At 74.6% G+C, this 23,733-nt stretch carries 20 protein-coding genes and 1 riboswitch; of the genes, 13 read left to right on the top strand and 7 right to left on the bottom strand.

Annotated features, from left to right (window positions below):
• Window positions 1–281: 281 nt before the first annotated feature.
• The 3 genes from ITX44_RS24210 to ITX44_RS24200 all read left to right on the top strand — a co-directional run bounded on the left by ITX44_RS24210 (window position 282) and on the right by ITX44_RS24200 (window position 3,785).
• Entirely contained in the window at window positions 282–2,090 is a 1,809-nt protein-coding gene (locus ITX44_RS24210; RefSeq protein WP_205359446.1) for an FUSC family protein, read from the top strand.
• Window positions 2,091–2,193: 103 nt separating this feature from the next.
• Window positions 2,194–3,057, top strand: coding sequence for a metallophosphoesterase (locus ITX44_RS24205; RefSeq protein ID WP_205359445.1), 864 nt, complete (start codon window positions 2,194–2,196; stop codon window positions 3,055–3,057).
• Entirely contained in the window at window positions 3,054–3,785 is a 732-nt protein-coding gene (locus tag ITX44_RS24200) for a 4'-phosphopantetheinyl transferase family protein (RefSeq protein WP_205359444.1), read from the top strand. Before ITX44_RS24205 ends, ITX44_RS24200 begins: the two co-directional genes overlap by 4 nt.
• A 107-nt stretch (window positions 3,786–3,892) precedes the next feature.
• Here ITX44_RS24200 and ITX44_RS24195 read toward each other — a convergent pair whose 3' ends face one another.
• Window positions 3,893–4,945, bottom strand: a complete 1,053-nt coding sequence (locus ITX44_RS24195; protein WP_205359443.1) for a LacI family DNA-binding transcriptional regulator — start codon at window positions 4,943–4,945, stop codon at window positions 3,893–3,895.
• 215 nt (window positions 4,946–5,160) lie between these two features.
• The gene (locus ITX44_RS24190) at window positions 5,161–8,199 is read right to left on the bottom strand and encodes a discoidin domain-containing protein (protein ID WP_205359442.1); all 3,039 of its coding nucleotides are present in this window, start codon (window positions 8,197–8,199) and stop codon (window positions 5,161–5,163) included.
• Window positions 8,200–8,831: 632 nt separating this feature from the next.
• Here ITX44_RS24190 and ITX44_RS24185 point away from each other — a divergent pair.
• From ITX44_RS24185 to ITX44_RS24170, 4 genes are all read left to right on the top strand, one after another.
• Entirely contained in the window at window positions 8,832–10,106 is a 1,275-nt protein-coding gene (locus ITX44_RS24185) for an alpha-L-fucosidase (protein ID WP_205359441.1), read from the top strand.
• A gap of 299 nt (window positions 10,107–10,405) precedes the next feature.
• Window positions 10,406–11,590, top strand: a complete 1,185-nt coding sequence (locus ITX44_RS24180) for an ROK family transcriptional regulator (protein ID WP_307795462.1) — start codon at window positions 10,406–10,408, stop codon at window positions 11,588–11,590.
• 6 nt (window positions 11,591–11,596) lie between these two features.
• Window positions 11,597–12,118 carry a hypothetical protein gene (locus ITX44_RS24175; protein ID WP_205359440.1) on the top strand — a complete coding sequence of 174 codons (522 nt, stop codon included), beginning with the start codon at window positions 11,597–11,599 and terminating at the stop codon, window positions 12,116–12,118.
• A gap of 141 nt (window positions 12,119–12,259) precedes the next feature.
• Window positions 12,260–13,459 (top strand): glycoside hydrolase family 6 protein, encoded by a 1,200-nt coding sequence (locus tag ITX44_RS24170; protein WP_205359439.1) that lies wholly within the window; start codon window positions 12,260–12,262, stop codon window positions 13,457–13,459.
• Between the two features lie 120 nt (window positions 13,460–13,579).
• Here the strand turns inward: ITX44_RS24170 and ITX44_RS24165 are convergent, their stop codons facing one another.
• A complete protein-coding gene (locus tag ITX44_RS24165; protein WP_205359438.1) occupies window positions 13,580–14,131 on the bottom strand; it encodes a YceI family protein in 552 nt (183 codons plus the stop codon).
• Window positions 14,132–14,310: 179 nt separating this feature from the next.
• On the opposite strand from ITX44_RS24165, the gene ITX44_RS41390 reads away from it, so the two are divergent.
• Together ITX44_RS41390 and ITX44_RS24155 are read left to right on the top strand one after the other, a co-directional pair.
• Window positions 14,311–14,841, top strand: a complete 531-nt coding sequence (locus ITX44_RS41390; RefSeq protein ID WP_236061425.1) for a MarR family winged helix-turn-helix transcriptional regulator — start codon at window positions 14,311–14,313, stop codon at window positions 14,839–14,841.
• 433 nt (window positions 14,842–15,274) lie between these two features.
• Window positions 15,275–16,246 (top strand): hypothetical protein, encoded by a 972-nt coding sequence (locus tag ITX44_RS24155; protein ID WP_205359437.1) that lies wholly within the window; start codon window positions 15,275–15,277, stop codon window positions 16,244–16,246.
• Between the two features lie 37 nt (window positions 16,247–16,283).
• Here ITX44_RS24155 and ITX44_RS24150 read toward each other — a convergent pair whose 3' ends face one another.
• The 3 genes from ITX44_RS24150 to ITX44_RS24140 all read right to left on the bottom strand — a co-directional run bounded on the left by ITX44_RS24150 (window position 16,284) and on the right by ITX44_RS24140 (window position 19,272).
• A complete protein-coding gene (locus tag ITX44_RS24150; RefSeq protein ID WP_205359436.1) occupies window positions 16,284–17,084 on the bottom strand; it encodes a DUF6227 family protein in 801 nt (266 codons plus the stop codon).
• A 193-nt stretch (window positions 17,085–17,277) separates the two neighbouring features.
• Entirely contained in the window at window positions 17,278–18,294 is a 1,017-nt protein-coding gene (locus ITX44_RS24145; RefSeq protein WP_205359435.1) for an AraC family transcriptional regulator ligand-binding domain-containing protein, read from the bottom strand.
• A 342-nt stretch (window positions 18,295–18,636) separates the two neighbouring features.
• A complete protein-coding gene (locus ITX44_RS24140) occupies window positions 18,637–19,272 on the bottom strand; it encodes a TetR family transcriptional regulator (protein ID WP_205359434.1) in 636 nt (211 codons plus the stop codon).
• A 103-nt stretch (window positions 19,273–19,375) separates the two neighbouring features.
• On the opposite strand from ITX44_RS24140, the gene ITX44_RS24135 reads away from it, so the two are divergent.
• Window positions 19,376–19,528: a hypothetical protein gene (locus tag ITX44_RS24135; protein ID WP_205359433.1), complete on the top strand. Its 153-nt coding sequence runs from the start codon at window positions 19,376–19,378 to the stop codon at window positions 19,526–19,528.
• A 158-nt stretch (window positions 19,529–19,686) separates the two neighbouring features.
• Window positions 19,687–19,902 carry a DUF4190 domain-containing protein gene (locus tag ITX44_RS41385; RefSeq protein ID WP_205359432.1) on the top strand — a complete coding sequence of 72 codons (216 nt, stop codon included), beginning with the start codon at window positions 19,687–19,689 and terminating at the stop codon, window positions 19,900–19,902.
• A gap of 153 nt (window positions 19,903–20,055) precedes the next feature.
• On the opposite strand, the gene ITX44_RS24125 is transcribed toward ITX44_RS41385, so the two are convergent.
• Window positions 20,056–21,531 carry a glycine hydroxymethyltransferase gene (locus tag ITX44_RS24125; RefSeq protein WP_205359523.1) on the bottom strand — a complete coding sequence of 492 codons (1,476 nt, stop codon included), beginning with the start codon at window positions 21,529–21,531 and terminating at the stop codon, window positions 20,056–20,058.
• 21 nt (window positions 21,532–21,552) lie between these two features.
• Window positions 21,553–21,645, bottom strand: a riboswitch (ZMP/ZTP riboswitch).
• Window positions 21,646–21,708: 63 nt separating this feature from the next.
• On the opposite strand from ITX44_RS24125, the gene ITX44_RS24120 reads away from it, so the two are divergent.
• The gene (locus ITX44_RS24120; RefSeq protein WP_236061424.1) at window positions 21,709–22,764 is read left to right on the top strand and encodes an enoyl-CoA hydratase/isomerase family protein; all 1,056 of its coding nucleotides are present in this window, start codon (window positions 21,709–21,711) and stop codon (window positions 22,762–22,764) included.
• A 142-nt stretch (window positions 22,765–22,906) separates the two neighbouring features.
• Window positions 22,907–23,656 carry a class I SAM-dependent methyltransferase gene (locus tag ITX44_RS24115; protein ID WP_205359431.1) on the top strand — a complete coding sequence of 250 codons (750 nt, stop codon included), beginning with the start codon at window positions 22,907–22,909 and terminating at the stop codon, window positions 23,654–23,656.
• The last annotated feature ends 77 nt before the right edge of the window (window positions 23,657–23,733 follow it).

Genomic DNA, 23,733 nt, shown 5'->3' with positions numbered 1-23,733 from the left:
GCAGGAAACGACTTTCCCGCGGATCGCCTGGGGCTTCCCGCCTCCGATGCGGCCGGCCGGCGCGGTGGTCCGCTCCCGACACGTCCCCTCCCGGCAGCCCGGAGCGACCGACGGGGGACAGGCCGTACGGACCCGCCGTACGCGAGCCCCAGGTGTCACCGGACCGGCACACGCGGCGCGCCGGAGCGTTACACGCCGCCCCGTACCATGGAGGAACCGCCGGGCCGAGGTCGTCCGCAGGCGAGACCCTCCGCCCGCAGCCCCTCAGGAGCCCTCCCCGTATGCGCGTACAGCGATTCACGCTGCCCGTCTGGCTCGCCCACACCCTGCACTGGCAACGCGGCCCCGTCCCCTGGCAGGCCGTCGTACGCAGCACCCTGAGCGCCGGGGCGCTGCTGGCCGTCGGCGGCGCCGCGGGCCACCCGACGAGCGGGGTGATCGCGGCGCTCGGCGCGATGCTGACCACCTTCGCCGACCGGCCCGGCAGCCGCCGCCGCTCCGTCCCGCACCTGGGCCTGCCCGCGCTGGCCGGAGCCGTCGGGATGCTCGCCGGCACCCCGCTGAGCGGTTCGCCCCTGCTCACCCTCGCGCTGACCGGCCTCGCCCTCGTGGCGGGAGCGCTCAGCGCGGCCGGCCCGGTCGCCTCGACGGCCGGCACCCAGTTCCTCATCACCGCCGTGCTCGCCGCGGGAATGCCGCTGCCCGAACCCGCCTGGCAGCGCGCCGCGCTCTTCCTGGCGGGCGCCTGCTGGACGGTGCTGCTGCGGGTGGCCCTGCCCGCCCCCGGCGCCCGGCTGGACTTCCTCGACGGGGAGCGCGCCGCGGTCGCCGCCGCCTATGACGCGGTCGCCGACCTGCTGGCGGCCGCCGGGGGGCCGCACGCCCTGGCCCGCCGGGCCGCGCTGACCGCCGCCCTGGACCGCGCCCAGGACGCGCTCGCCGCACCCCGCCGGTGGCACCGGCCGACCGCCACCGAACGCCTGCTGCGCGCCCGGTTCACCGCCGTCCTGCCGCTGGCCGAGGCCGCCACCGCCCTGACCTGGGCCGCCGCCCTTGTGCCCGCCCGCGCCGCCGAGGGCCCGCGCCGGCTGGCCGCCGCCGTACGCTCCGGCACCCTGCCCGGGCCGCTGCCCGCGCCGCTGCGGGAGGGCCCCGGGCTGCGCGCGCTGGACGACGCCCTGCTGCGGGCCGCCGTGGCGTTCGGCTCCACACCCCCGGCGAGGATGCCGCGCCATCCGCGGCCGGCCGCGCATGAGGACCCGGCGCCCCTGCGCACGGCGGCCCGTCGCGTGTTCGGACCGGCCGGACGGGAGTACGGGGTGCGTGTGGCCGGCTGCGTCGCGGCCAGCACCGCAGCCGCGCAGGCCCTGCACCCGCACCACTGGTACTGGCTGCCGGTCACCGCGGTCTTCCTGGTCAAGCCCGACCTCGGCCCGCTCGCCTCCCGCGCCATCAACCGCGCCCTGGGCACGGTCGCCGGCGCCCTGCTCTTCGCCGTCCCGGCCGCCGCGCTGCCGGCCGGCGGCCCCTGGCCCTACGCCCTCGCCCTGGCCTGCTCCGCGGCGCTCCCGGTCGCCGGTCGGCACTTCGCCGCGCAGACCGGCGTGGTCACCCTCATGGCGCTGGCCTTCGTCACCGTCGGCGGCGACAAGGGCGCGTACTGGAACCGGATCGGCGACACCCTGCTCGCCTGCGCCATCGTGCTGCTCGTCGGCCACCTGCCGTGGCCGGTACGGCGCGGCGCCGACGTCCGCGCCCGGCTGACCGACGCCGCCGCGGCCACCGACGCCTACCTCGGACACGTCCTGGACGGCCCCGGCGACCGCGAGCACCGCTTCGCCCTGCGCCGCGCCGCCTACCGGTCGCTGGCCCACGCGCGCAGCGCCGCCGAACTCGCCGCGGCCGAACTGCCGTCGCTGGCCCGGCACTCCCGGGGCGCCACCGGGCGCGTCGCCGACCTGGAACGGTTGGTCGACGCCGCCACCGCCACCGCCGTGCACCTCGACCACGGCGACCCGGCGGCCCGCGCCCGGCTGCTGGAACTGGCCGGCGAGCGCTCCCCCCGGCCCGCCGCCCGGACCGCCCCGTAGCCCCGCGACCCGCATTCCCCCAGGCCGGAGCGTACTTGGCCACCGGCCCCCGGTCTGGGAGAATGATTCACGTGCATAGACCTCCACGTGGCCGGGCGGAGCGGTGAGCGCCCCGGGCGGGGCGCAGCTCCTCGCGATCAGTGACCTGCACGTCGGATACGAGGCGAACCGCTCGATCGTCGAGGACCTCAGACCCGACACCGACGAGGACTGGCTGATCGTCGCCGGCGACGTGGGAGAGCGCTCCACCGACATCCTGTGGGCGCTCACCACGCTGAAGAACAACTTCGGCACCGTGATCTGGCTGCCCGGCAACCACGAGCTGTGGACCCCGCAGGGCGACCCGCTCCCGCTGCGCGGCCAGGCCCGCTACGACCACCTGGTCGCCGAACTGCGCCGGATCGGCGTCCACACCCCCGAGGACCCCTACCTGCTGTGGGAGGGCCCCACCGGGCCGGTCGCGGTCTGCCCGCTGTTCACGCTCTACGACTACACGTGGCGGGACGGCACCCCGGGCGCCACCACCAAGGAGGAAGCGCTCGCCCACTCCCGCGAGCTGGGCGTGGTGTGCACCGACGAGTACTTCCTGCACCCCGACCCGCTGCCCGCCATCGACGACTGGTGCCGCGCCCGGGTCGCCGCCACCGCCCGCCGCCTGGACGCCCTCGACCCGTCGCTGCAGACCGTCCTCGCCAGCCACTGGCCGCTGCGCCGCGACCCCACCGCCGTCCTGCACTACCCCTCCTTCGCCCTGTGGTGCGGCACCGAACTCACCGAGGACTGGCACCTGCGCTACCGCGCCGCCGAGGTCGTCTACGGCCACCTGCACATCCCCCGGGTGATCCACCGCGACAACGTGCGCTTCACCGAGGTCTCCCTCGGCTACCCGCGCGAATGGGGCCGCCGCCCGGCCGGCCCCTCCGGCCCGCGCCGCATCATGGCCGGCCGCCAGGGGGTGGCCCGGTGATCGAGCACCTGGTGCCCGCCGAAGTACGCTCCCGCGCCGCCTACGGCACCGAACTCGACGACGCCCCCCTGTTCCCCGAGGAAGCCGTCCACGTCGCCAAGGCCGTCGCCAAGCGCCGCGCCGAGTACGCCGCCGGACGCGCCTGCGCTCGCGCCGCGCTCGCCGCCCTGGGCACCGAACCCGGCCCCATCCTGCGCGACCCGCAGCGCGGCGCCCCGCAGTGGCCGGCCGGCGTCGTCGGCAGCATCACCCACTGCGACGGCTACCGCGCCGCCGCCGTGGCCCGCGCCACCGACATCCTCACCCTCGGCATCGACGCCGAACCGCACGGCCCGCTGCCCGAAGGCGTCCTGGACCTGGTGCTGTCCACCCCCGCCGAACGCGCCGCCCTGGACGACCTGACCGCCGTCGCCCCCGCCCTCCACTGGGGCCGGCTGCTGTTCAGCGCCAAGGAGACCGTCTACAAGGCGTGGTACCCCTACCACCGGCGCATGCTCGGCTTCAAAGAGGCCGAACTCCTCTTCGCCCGCGACCCCGGCGCCGCCGACCGCGGCACCTACACCGCCCGGCTGCTCATCCCCGGCCCGCTGCTCGCCGAGGGCACCGGCCCCGACGTGTTCAGCGGCCGCTGGATCGTCCGCGACGGTTTGGTCGTCACCGCCATCGTGGTGCCCAACGAGGACCGCGCCGGCACCGGCGGCCCCACGGACCGCCGCGTCGCCGTGTAGCTCCCGCGCGCAGGCCGGCGGACACCGCGACCGTAACTCCTGAAACGACCAGGCTGAAGCGATCAGGAGAGCGCTCTCCCGCGCCCCGGGGAGCGCCCCGCCCCCGCTCACGCCGACTCGCGCGCCACCAGCGTCGTCTTGAAGATCACCGACCGGGTCCGGTGCTCCGGGTCGTCGATCAGCGCCAGCAGCAGCCGGGCCATCTCGGCGGCCATGTCCTCCACCGGCTGCCGCACCGTGGTCAGCAGCGGCCGGGCCGCCAGCGCCGCACTGCTGTCGTCGAACCCGACCACCGCCACGTCCTGCGGCACCCGCCGTCCGAAGTCCCGCAGCACCAGCAGCGCGCCCTGTGCCATCAGGTCGTTGGCCACGAACACCCCGTCCAGGTCCGGCTGCTCGGCGAGCAGGGCCCGCATCGCCCCCTCGCCGCCCTTCTGGGTGAAGCCGCCCTCGACGCTCGGCACGTACGCCACCCCGTGCTCGGCCATCGCCTGCCGGAACCCGGTCAGCCGTTCCTGCCCGGCCGCCGAGTCGTACGGGCCCGCGATGGTCACGATCCGCCGGCAGCCGCGCGCCACCAGGTGGTCCGCGGCCAGCCGGGCGCCCGCCTGCTGCGAGATGTCCACGTAGCTCACCGGCGTCGGGGTGGGCGGCCGCCCGAACAGCACCGTCGGCAGCCCCGCCTCGGTGAGCATGAACGGCAGCGGGTCGCCCGGCGCTATCGACACCAGCACCACTCCGTCGGCGTGCTCCTGCCGCAGCGTCGAGACCAGGCTGTGCCGGGCGTCGTCGGAGTCCGCGAGCATCAGCACCGGGTGCACCCCGCGCGGCCGCAGCACCGTCAGCAGGCCGCCCACTATCCGGCCGAAGAACGGATCGCTGAACACCTGCCCCAGGAACGGGTCGTCGGCCGCCTGGTGGTCCGGCACCGAGAAGATCAGCGCCACCGAGTCGGTGCGGCGGGTCACCAGCGAACGCGCCGCGCGGTTGGGCACGTAACCCGTCGCCGCCACGGCCTCCTGCACGATCCGCTGGATCTCCGGATCGACATTGCGCGTGCCGTTGACCACCCGCGACACCGTCGCCCGGGACACCCCCGCCTCCTTGGCGACGTCTTCCAGCGTGGGCGGTCGCTGGCCGGCCGGGCGGCTGCTCGTCATGGTGCAGTTATACCACGTCGGAGAGCGCTCTCCCGAGTACGCCACGCCGCGCGAGCGCAGATGGGGCGGGGTGCGGCGGCCCACAGCAGCCCGCCGCACCTCGCCCCCGGATCACGGTCAGGACGTGATCCGCTTCACCCCTTCATCACCCCCGCGCAACCCGGGGAGAACCCCGGGCACCCGAGGAGCCACAGACGCCCGACCGGCCGGCCGGATCAGGCGTACACGCCGAACTCGTACAGCGAGTCGCCGTACGTCGTCCCGCGCTGCGTCATCGTCACCCGCACGTACCGCCCGGAGCCCGACACGTCCAGCGTGTCCACCCCGCCGCCGCCGGACGCCGTGCTGTACACGGTCGTCCACGACGAGCCGTCCGACGACACCTGCACCTGGTAGGCCTTCGCGTACGCCGCCTCCCAGCCGAGTTGCACGTGCCGTATCGCCGTCGTCTGCCCGAGGTCCACCTGGATCCACTGCGGGTCGCTCCAGTCGCTCGCCCACCGGGTGTCCCACTTCCCGTCCGTCGCGTTCGACGGCGGGTAGGGCGCGCCCGTCCCGGTCTGCTGGTACGACGAGGCGGTCGTCGGGCGGCCCAGCGCCACGTTCGTGCCCGCCACCGGCGGCGCCACCACCCGCAGCGACCTGGTCTCGATCCCGACGTTGCCGTGCCCGTCGTAGGCGTACACGTACACCTTCCACACCCCGAGTGTCTTCGGTGCGGTGACCGTGAACTGCCCGTCGCCGGTCTGCGTGAACGTCGCCTGCTGCAGCCCGGTGCCGCTGTCCACGTACTTCGAGGAGTACAGGAGCTGGTAACGCACCAGGTCGCCGTCGGGGTCGGTGGCCGGCGCGCCGACCGTGAAGGTGCCCCCGGCCGGCACCGAGGAGGTGTTGCTCAGCGTCATCGAGCCGATCACCGGCGGGGTGTTCGCCTGCGGGCTGCCGCCGTAGGCCCGCGCCACGGCGTAGTACGACAGCCGCTTCCAGCCGCCCGGGCGCAGGTTGAACCACACCCCGCCGAAGTCGTTCTCCTCGCCGTAGTTGAACAGCGTCGCGCCCAGTGCGACCCCGGTGTGCCCGGCGATGCAGTTCCACGCCGAGGTGTAGCCGTCGCGTGTCTGGGTGTCGGTCGGCTCGTTCGGCACCCCGTTGGCGTCGCCCGGCACCTCCCACTCACCCGGCTCACCGGACTCGGTCACGATGTACGGCTTGGTGTAGCCGCCGTTGATCCAGTCCTGCCGCACATTGCACACCGCGCCGTAGGAGTTGACCGCGTACAGGTCCAGCGACGGCGTGTACTGCTTGTAGTACGGCCACGCCCCCGTCCACGCGTCGGTCGACGTCACCGGGTGGTTCGGGTCGATCGCGTGGATCGCCTGCACCACCTGCTCCACGAACTGCGCGTACGCGATCCGCTCCTGCTCGACCTGCGCGCCGCTGTAGTGGTCCTGGGTGGTGAGGATGACCTCGTTGCCCACGTCCCACATCAGCACGCCCGGATGGTCCTTGTACGTCGTCACCCAGTTCCGCACGTCGCTGAGCACGCTGTTCTTGTACGCCGTGTCGTTGACGTAGTCCGCGCCCTGGTTGAGCCAGAAGCCGTTGACCACCTTCATGCCGTACGCCGCCGCCGCGTCCAGCAGCGGCTTGCTGGAGGCGTCCGTGCCCCAGGTGCGCAGCGTGTTGACGCCCAGCGCCTTCAGGTCCCGCATGTGCGCGTCCGCCGTCGAGGTCGCCGGACCCCAGGTGACGCCCTTGACCTGCCACGGCTTGCCGTCGACCGTGAGCTGCCAGTTGCCCTGCGAACCCGTGACGTGCACGTTGCTCGCCCCGGACGGCACCGGCGGGTCGGCCAGCGGCGGCGGGGTGGTGCCGGTCGCGGTGGAGACCGTCACGTTGTCGATGCTCAGCGTCCCGCCGGAGGAGGTGTCGTCCGACGGCGAGGTGCACCCGCACACCGCGTTCGGGTACGAACCGCCGATCGCCAGCGCGAACTCCAGGAACACCCCGTGGTGCACCGCCGCGTTCCAGGTGGCGGTGCCCACCTGCGACTCGCTGACCTGCCAGACCTGCCGGCCGTCCAGGTACCACCGGATCTGCTCGTCCGACAGCGTGCGGTCCACCACCTCCGCATACGTGTGGTAGCCCGCCTGGCAGCCGACGCAGCTCGCCAGGCCGCTGGTCAGGCCGTTGTACTCCGCGCAGTTGCCGCCCGGCGCGGTGCCGCAGTGGAAGGTCGCCGACAACTGGTCGCGGCCGTTGACGTCCTCCATGATGTCGCTCTCGCCGACCCCCGGCCACGCCGAGAGATTGCCCCGGTAGGCGGCGCCGATCGCCCGGAACGAGGGCCAATAGCCCAGCGCCTTTGCCGGGTTCGGCTGCTTCACGGTCGCCGAGACCTGCAACTGGCCGCCGGCCGGCGCCGCGAAGTCGGTGCGCCTGGTCTCGATCCGGCCCGAGGTCCAGGCCGAACCCGACTTCAGAGCGGTCAGGTCGAGGTGGCCGCTGCCGTCCAGGCCCACGTTCGCCGGCGCCGCCGAGGCCGTCTCCACCTCGCCGGTGCCCCAGGCCGCCGGGCCGCCCGGGTAGCCGGTGCCGGTGTCGGTGATCCAGTCGGAGGCGTTGGGGGCGCCGCCGGCCGAGCCGTTGAAGTCGTCGCTCCAGACCGTGGTCCAGTTGCCGGGCGGCGGGGTGCCGGTGCCGCCGGTCGTACCGCCCGTGCCGCCGGTCGTGCCACCAGTGGTGCCACCGGTGCCGCCCGGGGTGCCGTACACCTGGAACTCCCACAGCGAATAGCCGTAGCCGTTCTCACGCGTGGTGCCGTACATCCGCACATAGCGGCCGGTGCCGGAGACCGTCAGGGTCTGCACGCCGCCGGTGCCGGTGGTCGTCGAGTAGACGGTGCTCCACGAGGCGCCGTCGCCGGACACCTGGATCTGGTACGCCGTCCCGTAGTTCTCCCAGTTGAGGACCACTTTGTCGATGGTGGCCGTGGCACCCAGGTCCACCTGGAGCCACTGCGGGTCGCTCCACGCGCTGGCCCAGCGGGTCCCCGCGTCGCCGTCCACGGCGGCGGAGGCCGCGTAACCGGCGCCCTCGGTGCTGGAGGCCGTCGCGGGTCTGCCCTGCGACAGCAGCGAGTCCGCCGCGCGGGCCGGCGCGGCGGGAACGGCCAAGGCGTATACGGCCAGCGCCACGGCGACCAGACCGAGAACGGCGGCGCGGAGCGGCGGGGCCAGGGATGGTGCGCGCATGTCACTCCGTTGGGGGGAGGGTCGGAGGGTCATGGAGGGGACGGGGCCGGGGCCGGAGCGGGTGGGGGGAGAGGCGCCGGCGGTTCTGTGCTGGGAGAGCGGGAGAGCGCTCTCCCAGTCGCCCCGAGGTTGCCCCGGCGTTTCCGGGGTGTCAAGGGTCCGGCTCGATCCGGGCTCGGGACGGTGAGGCGGAGGGCGGGGCGCAGTGGGGCGGAGGCGGGAGTGGGGGAGCGGGCCGCTGAGTGGGAACGTGGGCGCCCCCGCGCAGGGTTGACGGGGTGCGCCGGGGGCGGAAGGGTTGGCGAAGTGAGCGGAGAGCGCTCTCCGGAGCTCCGACCTGCGGCCCGACCCGGCCCCCGGGCCGTCCCGGCGCGGGGTCGGTGCGAGGTTCGGCCAGGGGCCGGTGCGGGGTCGGCCCGGCACCGGCACCGCCGCGGTACGGCACCTGCGCCCCGTCCGTACCGCGCCCGTACCGCCTCCGCGGGGAGCGGTCGCCGCCGGCCTCGCCGTACCGCCCCGGCGCCCCGCCCCGGCGGGGATTGATCACCGATGGGAGGCCGGCTTAGGCTCGGCTCGAACCACCACACATCCGATGAATCGTCCAGTCGTCGTCCAGTCGAGGAACCGCTCCCATGCCCATGCAGCCCTGGTTTCCCGAGGCCAAACTCGGGATCTTCGTCCACTACGGCATCTACGCGGTGGCCGGCGTGCCCGAGTCGTGGTCGTTCTACCAGGGGCAGCTCAGCAGGGAGGAGTACATGAAGCAGCTCGGCTCCTTCACCGCCGCCGCCTACGACCCGGAGAGCTGGGCGGCGCTCTTCAAGCGGGCCGGCGCGAAGTACGCCGTGCTGACCGCCCGTCACCACGACGGAGTGGCGTTGTGGGACACCGCGCAGGACGGCCTGTCCGTGGCCCGCGACACTCCGGCCGGCCGCGACCTGCTCGCCGGATACGCCGACGCCCTGCGCCGCCACGGCCTGCGGGTCGGCCTCTACTACTCGCACTCCGACTGGTCGCACCCGGACTACCCGACGGTCCGCCATCCCGCGCCGGACCCCGAGCAGGTGGCGGTGAACGACAACCGGTTCAGCACCCCCGAGCCGGGCGCGGAGGACCCCGCCTGGCGCCGTTTCCTGGCCTACCGCGACGCCCAGGTCCAGGAGCTGATGGAGCGCTACCGCCCCGACCTGCTGTGGTTCGACGGCGAATGGGAACGCGCCGAGGAGCAGTGGGGCATCGACGAACTGGCCGCCCGGATCCTCGCCGTACGCCCCGACACCGTGCTCAACGCCCGCATGCTCAGCCGGGGCGACTACGCCACCCCCGAACAGGGCGTGCCGATGCGGGCGCCCGACGGCCCGTGGGAGCTGTGCCTGACCGTCAACGACTCGTGGGGTTACCAGCACCACGACCACCGCCACAAGTCGGTCGGCCAGCTCGTGCGCTACTTCACCGAGACCATCGGCGCCGGCGGCAACCTGCTGCTCGACGTCGGCCCCCGCGAGGACGGCACCATCACCCCCGAGCAGACCGCCCGCCTGGAAGGGCTCGGCGCCTGGATCGCCCGGCACACCGACGCCGTCCACGGCACCGTCGCAGGGCCCCCGGCTGGCCACCACTACGGTCCCGGCACCCTGTCCGCCGACCGCCGCACCCTGTACCTGACCTGCTTCGACGCCCCGCGCGAGACCGTGTCCGTGCGGGGCCTGCGCAACGCGGTACGCAGGGTGTCCGTGGTCGGCACCGGCGCCGCACTCGGCCACCACGTGACCGGCGGCCTGGGCGAGGTGCCCGGCGTGCTGTGGATCGACGCACCCGCCGCCGCCGATCTCGACCCGCACGCCACCGTGCTGGCCGTCGAACTCGACGGCGAACTCGACCTCTACCGCGGCACCGGCCGTGTCTGACCCGCCGGCGCCGCCGCGCCCGCGGTCCGCGCCCCTGCCCGCGGCGGCGGCCCGCCCGCCCTTACCGGCGGCCAGGCATCGGATCTCTGCGCGAGCGGCTGGCTACCGGCCGTTCGGAGAGCGCTCCCACACCGGCGTCGGTCCGTCCCCGATCTGGCACTATGTGCCTGTAGGGCGATCCGACGGGGGATGTCGTGTCACGTAGCGGATCCGCGGCGTCACCGTCGGCCGACCCCTCGTCCCGGGCGGTCCGGCCGGTCCGCCGGGGCGCCGGTGCGGACATCGTGAGGGGGATCCCGGTGAAGCGCGACGGGCGCCAGACCACCAGAGATCTGCGCCGGCACAACCGTACGGCCGTGCTGGCCCGGCTCTACCTGCACGGCCCCGCCAGCCGTTTCGACCTGATGGGCGCCACCGGCCTGTCCTCGGCCACCGTCAGCAACGTCGTGACCGACCTGGTCGCCGACGGCCTGGTCGCCGAGGCCGGCCTGCTCGACTCCGATGGTGGCCGCCCCCGCACCCTGCTGGAAGTACGGCCCGGATACGCGCAGGTCGCAGGCGTCGACATCGGCGAGACCCACGTCGAGGTCGGGCTGTTCGACTGGACCCTGGACGACACGCTGGCCACCGCCACCTACCCCATCGACGAGGGCGCCCCCGACCCCGCGGTGCTCGCCGGCCTGGTCACCGCCGGCATCGAGGAGGTCACCGCCAAGGCGGGCGCCGACCCGGCCGGGCTGCTCGGCGTCGGTGTCGGCGTGCCCGGCACCGTACTGCCCGACGGCCTGGTGCACGCGCCCACCCTCGGCTGGTCCGGCGTGCCCTTCGACACCCTGATCAAGCCGCACGTCGCCGCGCCTTTGCACCTGGACAACTGCGCCCGCACCCTCGGCCAGGCCGAGATGTGGCGGGGCGCCGGGCGCGGGGCCGAACGCGCCATCGTGGCCCTGCTCGCCGTTGGCGTCGGCGCCGCGGTCGCCACCGGCTCGCCCAGCGGAGTCACCAGCACCACCAGCGAGTGGGGGCACACCGTCGTCGAGGCCGGTGGCGCGCCGTGCCGCTGCGGGTCGCGCGGCTGCCTGGAGGCCTACGTCGGCGCCGACGCGATTCTGGCCCATTACGATTCGCTGCCCGGCGCCCCGGCGCTGCCCGGCACCGGCTCCGAGGCCCGGATCACCGCCCTGGGCGACGCCGCCGCGCACCCCGGAGCCGCCGCCGACACCGTCCGCCGCGCCGCGGAATACCTCGGGATCGGCATCGCCAACCTCATCAACCTCCTCAGCCCCGACCGCGTCATCCTGTCCGGCTGGACCAGCGCGACCCTCGGCCCCGCCATGCTGCCCGCCGTCCAGGACGCGGTCCGCCGCCACGCCCTCGACTACATGGCCGCCGCCACCAGCCTCGACCTCGGCCGCCTCGGCCCCGAAGCGGTCGCCCTGGGCGCGGCCACCCTCCCGGTCCATGAACTGCTGACCGCGCAATAGCGCCGCATGGACCCGCACGACGCCGCCCCGGACGAGCCCGCCGAACACCTCCGCTTCGCCGCCTGGTTGCGCGACCTGGAGCAGGTCGCGGACGCCGACGAGGCCGCCCTGGTCGGCGCCGTCCTGCGCGATCCGGACCGGGTGATGGCCGAGTCCGCCGTCGTACGCCACCTGGACCGCCGGGCCGGCGACCTCCACCTCGGCCCGGCCTGGGAACCCTGGGCGGAATCGATGGCCCGGGCCACCACCGGCCGCCCCTTCCTGGCCCGCCGCCTGCGGGAATGGGCTCTCCTCCGGGCCATCGCCCTGCGCCGGCCCTGGTGCTCCGACGCCCTGCTCGCCGCGTCCGACTGGCTCCAGCGCAAAGCGGCCGCCACACCGAACGCCACCGCCCTGGAGATCCTCGCCGAGCACGGCCGCACCAGGCGGATCCGCAACGCCGCGAGGACGGGCCTTCGGGAGAGCGCTCACCGCACCGTCCCGCGCCCGGCGCCGGGTTCACTTTCTGAAGGCGGCACAGGGGATTGACGCCGCGCCGGTACGAGGAGTTAATTCCTTGTGCCGCACTGTGGGAGCGCTCCCAAGGTTGCTCGGGCTCCCCAACCGCGGCCGGTCCGGACCCCGTTCGGACCCGACCGGCCCCACCCGGAACCCGAGGAGCTCACCCGCATGACCGTACGCGCCCGCCGCGCCCGTACCCTGGCCGCCGTTGTGGCCGGGGCGGCGCTGGCCGCCGTCTGCGCCGCCCTGCCGGCCTCCGCGCACACCCCGCCGCCCGTGCCCGCGCACCGCTCCGCCGCCCTCTACACCCCGCCGGCCAACGCGCAGGCCGGGCCGCAGATCGCGGACCTGCTCAAGCAGGGGCAGGTACGGGACGCGGCAGGCGTCGCGGCCATGGTCCGTACGCCCCAGGCGGTCTGGTACACCGGCGGCACCCCCGACCAGGTACGCGCGTCGGTCGACAGCACGGTCACGGCCGCGAACCGCCGGCACCAGTTGCCCGTGCTCGCCGTGTACGACATCCCCGGCCGCGACTGCTCGCAGTACTCGGCGGGTGGCGCCGCGGACACCGCCGCGTACCAGGCGTGGATCGACGCGATCCGGGCCGGCATCGGCGGCCGCCCGGCCGCGATCATCCTCGAACCCGACTCCCTGGCCCTGCTGCCCTCCGACTGCGGCCAGGACGACGCGCAGGGCAGCCGTACCGCCGACCGTTACGCGCAGATCCGCTACGCCGTGCACGCCCTGGAACCGCTCTCCCGCACCAAGGTCTACCTCGACGCCGGGCACAGCGGCTGGCACAGCGTCAACGACATCGTGCCCCGCCTGGTCGCCGGCGGCATCGACGAGGCCAGCGGCTACTTCCTCAACGTCTCCAACTACCGCAGCGACGACGAACTCGCCTGGTACGGCACCCTCGTGTCCTCCTGCCTGGCCTACGTGGCCGGCGGCGGCGCGGCCGCGGACTGCCCCAACCAGTGGTGGCCGCAGGACGACGCCCGGGCCTGGCTGATCGCGAACGTGCACACGGCGCCCGCGGCGATGAAGCACTTCGTCACCGACACCAGCCGCAACGGGCAGGGCCCGTGGACCCCGCCGGCCGGCGTCTACTCCGACCCGCAGGACTGGTGCAACCCGCCCGGCCGCGGCCTCGGCGCCCGCCCGACCCTCGACACCGGCAACCCGCTGCAGGACGCCCGGTTCTGGATCAAGATCCCCGGCGAGTCCGACGGCCAGTGCACCCGCGGCACCGCGGGACCGGCCGACCCCGAGCGCGGCTACCAGGACCCGGCGGCCGGCGCCTGGTTCCCGCAGCAGGCCCTGGAACTGGTGCACCAGGCCGTCCCCCCGCTGCTGCCGACCCGGTGACAGCCGTGACGGGGCCGACGGTCGCGACGGAGGTACGGGGTGTCGCCGCGGTACGGGCGCAGGCGACGCGGCCGGTGACGGTGCGCGTCGCCGCCCGGGCGACGACCTCGGGCCCGCCTATCAGCCCTCGTGACGGAAGCGGGCCGCGATGGTGACGGTGGTCGCGCCCTTGATCATGCCGAGCTGGTTCCAGGTCATGCCGAACTCGGCACGGTCCAGGGCCGTCTCCGCCTCCAGGGTGACGTCCTGGGCGGAGGAGACGGTCAGCCGGGCGGCGAAGGCCACCGGGCGCGAGACGCCGCGCACCGTCAGTTCGCCGGCGACCTCGGCGGTGCCGTTGCCGCTCGGGGTCACCGAGCGGGCGGTGAAGACCAGGTCGGGGTGCTCGTCGGCGCCGAAGAAGTCGGCCGAGCGCAGGTGGGTGTCGCGCTTGGCGTTGCCGGTGTCGATCGAGGCGGCGCGGACGGTGAGGCTGCCGCTCGCCGTGCCGCCGGGCAGCACCTCGCCCTGGCCGGTCACGTCGGCGAACTCGCCCTTGACGGTCACGAGCCCCCACATCGTCTTGCTCGCGATCCGCACCGAGGACTGCGCCGGGTCCAGGACCCAGTGGCCGGCCGCCGCGTCCGTGGCGGCCGGGCGGTCGGTGTTCGGGGTGCCGGTGGGGTTCGACATGGCAGTGGTCCTTCCAAGGGGACGGCGGGAGAGCGCTCCACCCCCGCATTTGATTGAGCGCTCAATACGCTACCAGATATTAGGTAACCAGCGAGATATTAGCCGGATGGCTATCCTGGAAGCGGCGGGTCACGGGGCAGCCGGCCGAAGGCGAGCGGTGGAAGCGGGGAGTGTGCGGCATGGCGGAACCGGTGCGGACGCGCCCATCCGAAGCGGCGTGCCCCGGGGACGAGTCACCCGTCGAGGCCCTGGCGATCGGGGTGGACGCCGCGGATCTGGCGCTGCTCCAGCAGTGGCACACCCTGGAGTCGGGGGTCCGCCGGCTGACCGACGGCCTGTTCGCCGACGTCGAGGCGGCCAACGGCCTCGCGCCCTCCTCCTACAAAGCCCTGCTCTACCTGGTCGCCGCCCCCGGCCGGGCCGCCCCCATGAACCAGCTCGCCCAGACCCTCGGCTTCTCCACCGCGGGCACCACCAAAGTGGTCGACCGGCTCGCCGAGGCCGGGCTGGTGGAACGCCGCCCCTCGGACGGCGACCGCCGGGTCACCTTCACCGCGCTGACCCCGGCCGGCACCGCGACCGTGCTCGCCGTCACCCGCTCCCTGGCCAAGGCGCTGCGCGCCCAGGTGGTCGACCGGGTCGGCGAGGACCTGGTCGGCTCCTTCGCCGAGGCGGTGCAGAAGCTCGACCCCGCGGCCGGCGAGTGCTGAACCGCGGCCCGGCTGCCGCGTTGCCGGTGTGACTGCTGTGACGTTTTATGTCTCCTGTGCGCTGTGAGGTCTGGGACCGCGTGCCCGAGGGCGGTACGCGGTCCCGTCACCGCGCTGCAACCCCGCCCTCGATCCGACGGAAGGGGGCAACCGCGTGACAAACGCATCCGCCCCCGGCGAGCGGCCCCGCGAACGCCCGCGGGAGGAGCGGCCCGCCGCCGGGGCGTCCCGTGACCGGCGGGTCCTGGAAGAGGAGAGAGAGCGCTCTCCGGACCCCGCGGCGGCGGGGACCGCTTCGGGCCCTCCGCGAGCCCTGGACGTTTCGGGTGAGCGCTCTCCCGGCCCCCGCTCTGATGATTCGCCGCACCGCCCGTCCCCCCATCCGCACGCCCGCACCCCGGGCCCGCCCGCGCCCTGGCCGGCGCCGGGCCGGGTGGAGGACCTGCTCGCGGGCGCCCCGGCCGACCCGGGCGATCCCGGCGAGGCCCGGCTCGCCGGGGTGATCCGGGCGTTGGGTGCCGCCCGCCGGGACGAGGTGCCGGACCCGGACCGGGAAGACGCCGCCGTGGCGGCGTTCCGGGCCGCGCGTTCCCGCCCGGACGGCGGCCGCGCGGCTCGCCCCGATCTGCCGCCGGTGCCCGCGGCGCCGGAAACACGCAGGGAAACGGCCGGTGCGCTGCTCACCCGTACCCCGCCGTCCGGCACAGTGGACGCCATGCTCACCGAAGTGCCCTCGCCGCACGACCCCCACCTGCGGCACCTGCGCCGGCTGTTCCTCGCCGTGGTCACCGCGAGCTTCCTGTTCCTCATCCCGTGGATCGGCTACCTGTCGGCGAGCCTGCCCAACCACCACGAGGTCAGCCAGTGGCGGCTGGCCTGGGTCGGCTTCGACGCCGCGCTGATCGTGGTCATCGGGGTGACCGCGGTGTGCGCGTGGCGGCGGCTGCAGATCTTCATCCCGTGGGCGGTGATGACCGCCACCCTGCTGTGCTGCGACGCCTGGTTCGACATCGTGCTGGACTGGAACAGCGACGAGTTCACCGGCGCGGTCCTCACCGCCGTCTTCGCCGAACTCCCGCTCGCGCTCCTGCTTTTCTACGTCGCCCGCAAGGTGATCCGGCTGACCGTGATCATCGCCTGGTACCGGGCCGGCCGCACCGAACCCGTGCCCCCGCTGTCCCGGCTGACCATGTCGGTGCTCACCGAACAGGAGGAGTCCGAGCGGGAACGCGAGCTGCGCACCACCGTCGGCACCGCGCGGCCCGCCGCCCCCGGCCGCACCCCGGGCGAGCCGGACCACCCCCTGGGCCGGCCCGCCGGACCGGGCCCGCACGGCGCGCACCCCGCGGACCGTATCGACCACGCCCACCCCGCCGACCCCGCCGACCGGGACACCGGCCACTGAAACCGCCGCGCCCGCGCCCGGCGGGGCCGTACCGGAGTCAGCCGGCCTCGATGCGGCGGATCGCGGTGTCCAGCGCCGCGTCCTGGGAGACGTACACCTCGCACACCGGTGCGCCGCTGGGCGTCCGCGTGTGGTCGATCTCCCACAGGCTCAGCTCGGTGCCGTCCATCAGCAGGAACGCGTGCTCGTAGAGCGACCAGCACACCAGGCGCCCGGCGATCAGGGCACTGCGCCGGGCGACGATGGCGATGTCGTGCGCGATCGCGGCGTGCAGCCGGGCCGCGATGCCCGGGCCCGGGGCATTGGGGTTGGCCGCGCGGCGCAGCAGCCGGCGGGCGTGCTCGGCGGATTCGCCCTCGGGGTACGGGCGGCGCCGCCGGCGACCGGGGTCCGGCACCGCGGGCTCGTCCGGAACGGAGAGCGCTGTCCCGAGGCCGTACGGGTCGTCCGCCGCCAGTTCGGGCACCCCCACCGGACCGCCGAAGGGCAGGTCGGCGTCCCACTCGGCCAGCGCCAGGGTCTCCCGCTCGGTGACGAGGCTGCGCCGCGTCACCCCGTCGGCGCCGGTGTCGTACTCCAGCTCCCACACCACCCGTACGTCACCGTCGGGCAGCAGGAAACTGTGCCGGAAGGTGCGCCGGTCCATCCGCCGCGGCGGCCCGTTGGTGTGCCGGCACGACTGGAGTCCGCAGTAGTGCATCAGCGCCGATTCGGCCCCGGCCAGGTGCCGTTCGGCCTGCTCCCGGCTGTCCGCCCGCGCCAGCAGCGCGGCCAGCTGATCGGCCGGGCACCCCCCGGTCCGTACCACCGGCCCCGCCCGCCCGGGTTCCGCCTCCATGCGTCCGCCTCCTGGCTCCGGCGTCCACCGCGGCGTGCCCGGCCGCGACTCCCGGCCGCCGCGCAATTGCATTGCCCTGATGGGGAATCAGATTAGCGGTCCCGGGCCCGGTTTGGCGCGTCGCGTACCCGAATTGCGGGCGCGCGGTGAAGACGCGCGCCCCCCGGTCCGGCGGCGCGGTCGGACGGTGCGGTCAGACGGCGTCGCGGTCGCGGGCGTCCCAGCGGTTCATCGCACGGCGCAGCGACCGGGACTCGGCGAAACCGAGCCGGGCCGCGCGGGTCTGGGCGCAGCTGCCGTCGGGCCACAGGCCGGCCGATTGCTCGCGGCGCACCGCGTCCAGTTCGGCCCGCCAGGTCGTGCCCGCCTCGGTGAGCCGGCGCTGAAGAGTGCGGGTGCTGACCGCGAGCCGCCGGGCCGCCTCGGCCAGCGAGGGCCGCCCGCCCGGCAGTTGAGCGATGATCACCTCGCGCAGCCCCGGTACCGGGCCGCCGTCCGGCGGCCGGGGCGGCCGGACGGCCTCGGCGGCGCGCCGGATGATCGCCGCGAGCGCCGGGTCGGCGGTGACCAGTGGCCGCTCGAGGTCGGCCCGGCGCAGCGTGATCGAGTCCGCCGCGGCGCCGAACTCCAGCCCGGCCGGCCCGAAGACCCGCCGGTACGCGCCCGCCCGGCGCGGCGCTCGGTGGGTCAGGGACACCCGGAGCGGGGAGAGCGCTGTCCCGGTGGCCCAGCGCAATTGCGCGGTGACCACGCCGAGCGCGAACTCGGCCACCACGCCCCGCAGTTCCTCGTCCCCGCACAGCACCCCGTAGCCGATCTCCACCTCGTCGCCGCGCACCGTCGTGCTCAGCGCCGAGTTGCTGCTCACCAGGTGGATGCCGGCCGCGGCCCGGGCCAGGCCCTCACCGACGGTGGGCGCGGTGCTCAGCAGGTAGTCGAACAGGTCCAGCCGGCCCGGCCGGTAGTCCGCGGCGGCCAGCAGCCCCGCATCCGGCCGCCCGTGCGCCGCCAGCACCGCGCCCCACAGCCGGTACGTGGCCGCCGACGGCGAGCGCGCGGTCTCCGGATCGCGCAGTACGGTGGGCAGGCCCGCCGCCCGCAGCAGCGCCTCGGCCTCACGCGGCCCGCGGGCGGACGCGGTGGCGATGAATCGGGGCACCATGACGCTCTCGGTGAGCGAGGCGGCGGCAGGCACCGGCGCGGGGAGCATTCCGGGCACCTCCTGCGGACGACGAACGGTGGCCTCCTGGCGGGCGGTGGAGGTGTTCCCGCAGCTTACGCGTGATGTGGCGCGTTGAGTCCGCCGCTGACGCGTTCCGTCCTCCCCACCTCGCCCAGGGCGGTGCAGGATCGAGGCCGGTCGCGCCCGCGGGCACGGCCGGCCACGTTGGGGAGGGCGTGGTGGCAGCGGGGGAGAGCCGGTGCGGGCCGAGGGCGTCCGTACCGGCTCGTCCGTTTGCGGGGTGAGGGGCCGGCGGGTGTCGGCGGCTGCGCAGGGGAGAGCGCTCTCCCCGCCTGCCGCCCCCCTACCGCCCACCGCGGCCCCGCACCCTCACACCGTTTCGTCCAGCCAGTGCGCCCGCCCCAGGCTGATGATGCGCAGCCGCATCCGGGCGGCGTGCACCAAGTGGTCGCGGGCTTCGGGGTCGTCGGCGGGCACGTCGAGGAAGGCCGCGGCCGTGGACACCATGTGGTCCACGTAGAGTTCGGCGAGCACCCGCAGTTCCTCGGGGGTCCAGCCCGCCGACAGCGGCTGGGCGGCCAGGCCCGAGGCCACTTCGTCGGCGAACCGGTGGAGTTGGGCTGCGATCGCCGCCCGTACCTCGCGCACCCCGCCGTACCGCTCGCGGGCGACGAAGCGGATGTGCGGGCGGTGGCGTTCGACGTACTCGGCGATGATCGCCACCGCGCGGTCGATGAGGTCGCCCGAGTCGCTCGTCTGTGCCATCACCGCGCGCACCACGCCGTGCAGGCTGCCGAGCGCCTCCTCGACGAGGGCGACGCCGAGGGCGGCCAGGTCCGGGAAGTGGCGGTAGAAGGCGGCGGGGGAGACGCCCACTTCGCGGGTGAGTTCGCGCAGGCCCAGGCTGCTGAGGTTCTGCTGCTCCAGCAGCCGCAGGCCCGCGTCGAGCAGGGCCTGGCGTGTCTGCCGCTTCTGGGCCTGACGGACCCCGGAAGTGTGACTCATGTCATTCAGTAAACAACCGTTCGCCGAATTTCGCCACCGTAGACTGAAGAAGTCAGTGAACAAGTGTCAGCCGAAACTTCAACTCCCCGGAGACGCAGCCGACATGAGCCTCGTCGTTCTCCTGCTGGGCATGGGCATCCTGATGGGCGCCGCCGCCCACACCTCGCTCACGGTCTTCACCGTGGCCGCCGCCGGTATCGCGCTGTGGCTGATCGCCTTCGCCGTCCGCGAGCGGATCGGCCGCCATCGCGGCTGACCCCGCCGTCACCCCACGACCGTTCCACGACCGCTCCGGAGAGGAACACCGTGAAAACCGCAGCCACCGAACCGCCCGTCACCCCGACCCCGGCCCCGACCCCGGCCCGGGGAACGGAACCGGCCCCGTCCGCACCGCGGACCCGTGACGCCGACGGTATGGCCGTCGCGTCCTTCCTGCTGGGCCTGCCCGGCCTGCTCGTCCTCAACTTCGTGCTCGGCCCGGCCGCCGTCGTGCTGGCCCTGGTCGCGCTCTCCCGCGGCACCCGCCGCCGCGGCCGCGCCCTGCTGGGCCTGGCCCTGGGTGTCGCCGACCTGCTGATCGTGGTGGGACTGACCGTCGCCAATCACGGCGTCATCTGGTCCTTCGCCTGACGGGCCCTTCGCCTGACGGGCCCTTCGCCTGACGCGCCGCCTCAGCCGCCCGACGGCACAGCCCGCACAGGCCCGCACCAGCCCGGAAACGCGCCGGGGCCGTACGGTTCGGCGAACCGTACGGCCCCGGCGCATCGTCGTCCGGCCCCGGCGTCAGCTCAGGTCGATGCCCGGGTAGAGCGGAAAGCCCGCCAGCAGGTCGGAACCCCGCTTGGCCACCTGCTCGGCCACGGCCGCGTCCAGCACGTGCTTCGCCTTGGACAGACCGCCCTTGGCGGCCGGCGCGGCGCTCGCCGCCGACAGCACCGTGTCCAGCAGCCCTGCCACCTCGTCCATCTCCGCTGTGCCGAGGCCCCGCGTGGTCAGCGCCGGGGTGCCGATCCGGATGCCCGAGGTGTACCAGGCGCCGTTCGGGTCCCGCGGCACCGAGTTGCGGTTGGTGACGATGCCCGCCTCCAGCAGCGCCGCCTCGGCCTGACGGCCGGTCAGCCCGTAACCGGACACGTCGATGAGCACCAGGTGGTTGTCGGTGCCGCCGGTCACCAGCTTCGCGCCGCGCCGCAGCAGCCCCTCGGCCAGCGCCCGCGCGTTGTCCACGATCGCCTGCGCGTACGTACCGAACTCCGGGCGGCCGGCCTCCGCCAGCGCCACCGCCTTGGCCGCCATCACGTGCGGCAGCGGACCGCCCAGCACCATCGGGCAGCCCCGGTCCACGTGCTCGGCCAGCGAGTCGTCGCACAGCACCATGCCGCCGCGCGGCCCGCGCAGCGACTTGTGCGTGGTGGTGGTGACGATCTGCGCGTGCGGCACCGGGTCGAAGTCCCCGGTCAGCACCTTGCCCGCGACCAGGCCCGCGAAGTGCGCCATGTCGACCATCAAGGTGGCGCCCACCTCGTCGGCGATCTCCCGCATCAGGCGGAAGTTGACCAGCCGCGGGTAGGCGGAGTAGCCCGCCACCAGGATCAGCGGCCGGAACTCGCGGGCCGCGGCGCGCACCGCGTCGTAGTCCAGCAGTCCCGTCTCCGGGTCGGTGCCGTAGCTGCGCTGGTCGAACATCTTGCCGGAGATGTTGGGGCGGAAGCCGTGCGTGAGGTGGCCGCCAGCGTCCAGCGACATGCCGAGCATCCGCTGGTTGCCGAACTCGGCGCGCAGTCGCGCCCAGTCCTGCTCGGACAGGTCGTTGACCTGCCGGACGCCCGCCGCCGCCAGCGCCGGGGTCTCCACCCGCTGGGAGAGCACCGCCCAGAAGGCCACCAGGTTCGCGTCGATGCCCGAGTGCGGCTGCACGTACGCGTGCGCGGCGCCGAAGACCGTACGGGCGTGCTCGGCGGCCAGCGCCTCCACGGTGTCCACGTTGCGGCAGCCGGCGTAGAAGCGGCGCCCGACGGTGCCCTCGGCGTACTTGTCGCTGAACCAGTTGCCCATGGCAAGCAGCGTGGCCGGGGAGGCGTAGTTCTCGCTGGCGATCAGCTTGAGCATCTCGCGCTGGTCGGTGACCTCCTGCGCGATGGCGTCGGCCACCCGCGGCTCCACGTCGCGGATCACGTCCAGCGCGCTGCGGAAGGCGACCGAGGCGGTGGACCGCGCGGCGCCCGGCGGCGTCGTGGTGGTGGACGGCTCGATGGCCATGGGCTCCTCCGGGTTCGAGTACGGGACGGCCCAGGCGCACGGCACTTCGGCTTGGCGTTCGAGCCGCTCCCCGATGGTTGCACCCATCCCAGCGCGCCAGTCACGGCCCGTGCCGAGCCTATCCCACGACCGGGGCGGGGTGCGGCACCGCCGAACCCGGATGCTTGGATGGTCCGCATGGACCACCCGATCGATCCGGCAGCACCCACAGCACCCATGGCCGGCGCGGCCGGCGGGCGATTCGTCCGCGCCCGCGCCGCGCACGGCGCCGGGGTGATCGCGCTCGACCGCCCGGCCGCGCTCAACGCCCTGGACCTGGAAATGGTGCGCGAGCTCACCGCGACGCTGGAGGACTGGCGCAGCGACCCCGGGGTGTGGACGGTGGTGGTCCGCAGCACCTCGCCCAAGGCGTTCTGCGCCGGCGGCGACATCCGGGCGATGCGCGAGGCCGGGATGCGCGGCGACGACGCGGCCGTGACGGCGTACTTCTCCGCCGAGTACGCGCTCGACGCGCTGATCGCCGGCTACCCCAAGCCGTTCGTCGCGCTGATCGACGGCTACGCCATGGGCGGCGGCCTGGGCATATCGGTGCACGGCTCGGCCCGGGTGGTCACCGAACGCGCCGTGCTGGCCATGCCGGAGACCTCGATCGGCTTCTTCCCCGACATCGGCGCCAGCTTCTTCCTGCCGCGGCTGCCCGGGGGCCTCGGGATGTACCTCGGGCTGACCGGGGTGCGCATATCCGGCGCGGCGGCCGTCGAGTGCGGTCTGGCCACGCATTACGTGCCCGCCGCCGATCTGCCCGCGCTGGAGCGGGCGCTGACCGGTCCCGGGGCGGGGGACTGGGACCCGGAACTGCTGCTCGACCGGTTCGCGGTCGTGCCGCCGCCCTCCGAACTGGCCGGCCGGCGCGCGGCCGTCGACCGCTGCTTCGGCCCGGACGTGCCCGACCTGGCCGCGGTACGGGCCCGGCTGGCGGCCGAGGAGCAGCACCGCGAGTGGGCCGCGGACACCCTCGCCGCCCTCGACGCCGCCTCGCCGATGAGCCTGGCGGCGACCTTCGACCTGCTGCGGGCCGGCGCCGGCGCGCAGCTGTGGGAGTGCCTGGACCGCGAACTCGCCCTGGCCCGCCGGGTCGCCCGCGACCCGGACTTCCACGAGGGGGTGCGCGCGGCCTTGGTGGACAAGGACCGCGCGCCGCGCTGGCCGTCCCGGCCGGCCACCGCCATCTGACGCATCCGATCGATCCGACCAATCTGACCAATACGTGAGACGAGGGTGTCACCATCCGGACCGACCGGCGTACGGTGCCGACGGGCCGTGACCACCGGGTCCGCCGTGGCCCGGCGGGCCGCAGCAGGCAAGGAGTGACGCCATGACCCGGGACTGGGACGCGACCACCTACGACGCGCTGCCGCTGCCGCACCTGCGCTGGGGCCGGCGCACCCTGGACCGGCTCGCGCCCCGCGGCGACGAACGCGTACTGGACGCCGGATGCGGCACCGGGCGGGACACCGAAGGACTGCTGGACCTGCTGCCGCACGGGCGGGTGGTGGCCGTGGACGGTTCCGTCCGCATGCTGGACCGGCTGCGCGAGCGGCTGGCCGGCCGACTGGACCGGGTCGAGGTGGTGCACGCCGACCTCACCGGGCCGCTGCCGTTCGAGGGCGAGGTCGACGCGGTGTTCAGCGTCGCCGCCTTCCACTGGATCGAGGACCACGCCGCCCTGTTCGCGTCCCTGGCCGCCCGGATGCGGCCCGGCGCCCGGCTGGTCGCCGAGTGCGGGGGCCGCGGCAACATCGACGCGGTGAACGCGGCCGTCGCCGACGTGCTCGGCACACGCTCGGACACCTGGGAGTTCGCCGGCGTCGACGACACCCGGCAGCGGCTGAAGGCGGCCGGCTTCACCGACATCGACGTGACACTGCGGCCCGACCCCGCGGTCTTCGAGCCCGGCGCACAACTGGAGGCGTTCCTCGCCACCGTGATCCTCGGCCCGTACCTGGACGACATGGCCGAGGACGAGCATGCCCCGTTCGTGACGGCCGTCGCCGCGCGGCTCGCCGAACCGGTCGCGGACTACGTACGGCTGGAGATCGGCGCGGTGCGGGGCCCCGGGAGCTGAGGGTGCGCGGCGCCGGGAGCCGAGCCGGCACCGCGGCGGGGCGGTGGCCCCGTAAAGGACGAGGCAGGTGAGAGGCG

This window comes from Actinacidiphila acididurans (assembly GCF_016918855.1).
GTDB lineage: Bacteria > Actinomycetota > Actinomycetes > Streptomycetales > Streptomycetaceae > Actinacidiphila > Actinacidiphila acididurans.
The sequence above is the reverse complement of the archived record's forward strand: the minus strand, read 5'-3'. Positions and strand labels throughout refer to the sequence as shown.

What these genes read in the sequence shown, in the direction of transcription:
- ITX44_RS24125 (WP_205359523.1), bottom strand. Translation starts at nt 21,531, where the DNA reads ATGGCCATCGAGCCGTCCACCACCACGACGCCGCCGGGCGCCGCGCGG.
- ITX44_RS24175 (WP_205359440.1), top strand. Translation starts at nt 11,597, where the DNA reads ATGGACCCGCACGACGCCGCCCCGGACGAGCCCGCCGAACACCTCCGC.
- ITX44_RS24150 (WP_205359436.1), bottom strand. Translation starts at nt 17,084, where the DNA reads ATGGAGGCGGAACCCGGGCGGGCGGGGCCGGTGGTACGGACCGGGGGG.
- ITX44_RS24135 (WP_205359433.1), top strand. Translation starts at nt 19,376, where the DNA reads ATGAGCCTCGTCGTTCTCCTGCTGGGCATGGGCATCCTGATGGGCGCC.
- ITX44_RS24120 (WP_236061424.1), top strand. Translation starts at nt 21,709, where the DNA reads ATGGACCACCCGATCGATCCGGCAGCACCCACAGCACCCATGGCCGGC.
- ITX44_RS24115 (WP_205359431.1), top strand. Translation starts at nt 22,907, where the DNA reads ATGACCCGGGACTGGGACGCGACCACCTACGACGCGCTGCCGCTGCCG.
- ITX44_RS24170 (WP_205359439.1), top strand. Translation starts at nt 12,260, where the DNA reads ATGACCGTACGCGCCCGCCGCGCCCGTACCCTGGCCGCCGTTGTGGCC.
- ITX44_RS41385 (WP_205359432.1), top strand. Translation starts at nt 19,687, where the DNA reads ATGGCCGTCGCGTCCTTCCTGCTGGGCCTGCCCGGCCTGCTCGTCCTC.
- ITX44_RS24185 (WP_205359441.1), top strand. Translation starts at nt 8,832, where the DNA reads ATGCCCATGCAGCCCTGGTTTCCCGAGGCCAAACTCGGGATCTTCGTC.
- ITX44_RS24140 (WP_205359434.1), bottom strand. Translation starts at nt 19,272, where the DNA reads ATGAGTCACACTTCCGGGGTCCGTCAGGCCCAGAAGCGGCAGACACGC.
- ITX44_RS41390 (WP_236061425.1), top strand. Translation starts at nt 14,311, where the DNA reads ATGGCGGAACCGGTGCGGACGCGCCCATCCGAAGCGGCGTGCCCCGGG.
- ITX44_RS24210 (WP_205359446.1), top strand. Translation starts at nt 282, where the DNA reads ATGCGCGTACAGCGATTCACGCTGCCCGTCTGGCTCGCCCACACCCTG.
- ITX44_RS24190 (WP_205359442.1), bottom strand. Translation starts at nt 8,199, where the DNA reads ATGCGCGCACCATCCCTGGCCCCGCCGCTCCGCGCCGCCGTTCTCGGT.
- ITX44_RS24145 (WP_205359435.1), bottom strand. Translation starts at nt 18,294, where the DNA reads ATGCTCCCCGCGCCGGTGCCTGCCGCCGCCTCGCTCACCGAGAGCGTC.
- ITX44_RS24165 (WP_205359438.1), bottom strand. Translation starts at nt 14,131, where the DNA reads ATGTCGAACCCCACCGGCACCCCGAACACCGACCGCCCGGCCGCCACG.
- ITX44_RS24195 (WP_205359443.1), bottom strand. Translation starts at nt 4,945, where the DNA reads ATGACGAGCAGCCGCCCGGCCGGCCAGCGACCGCCCACGCTGGAAGAC.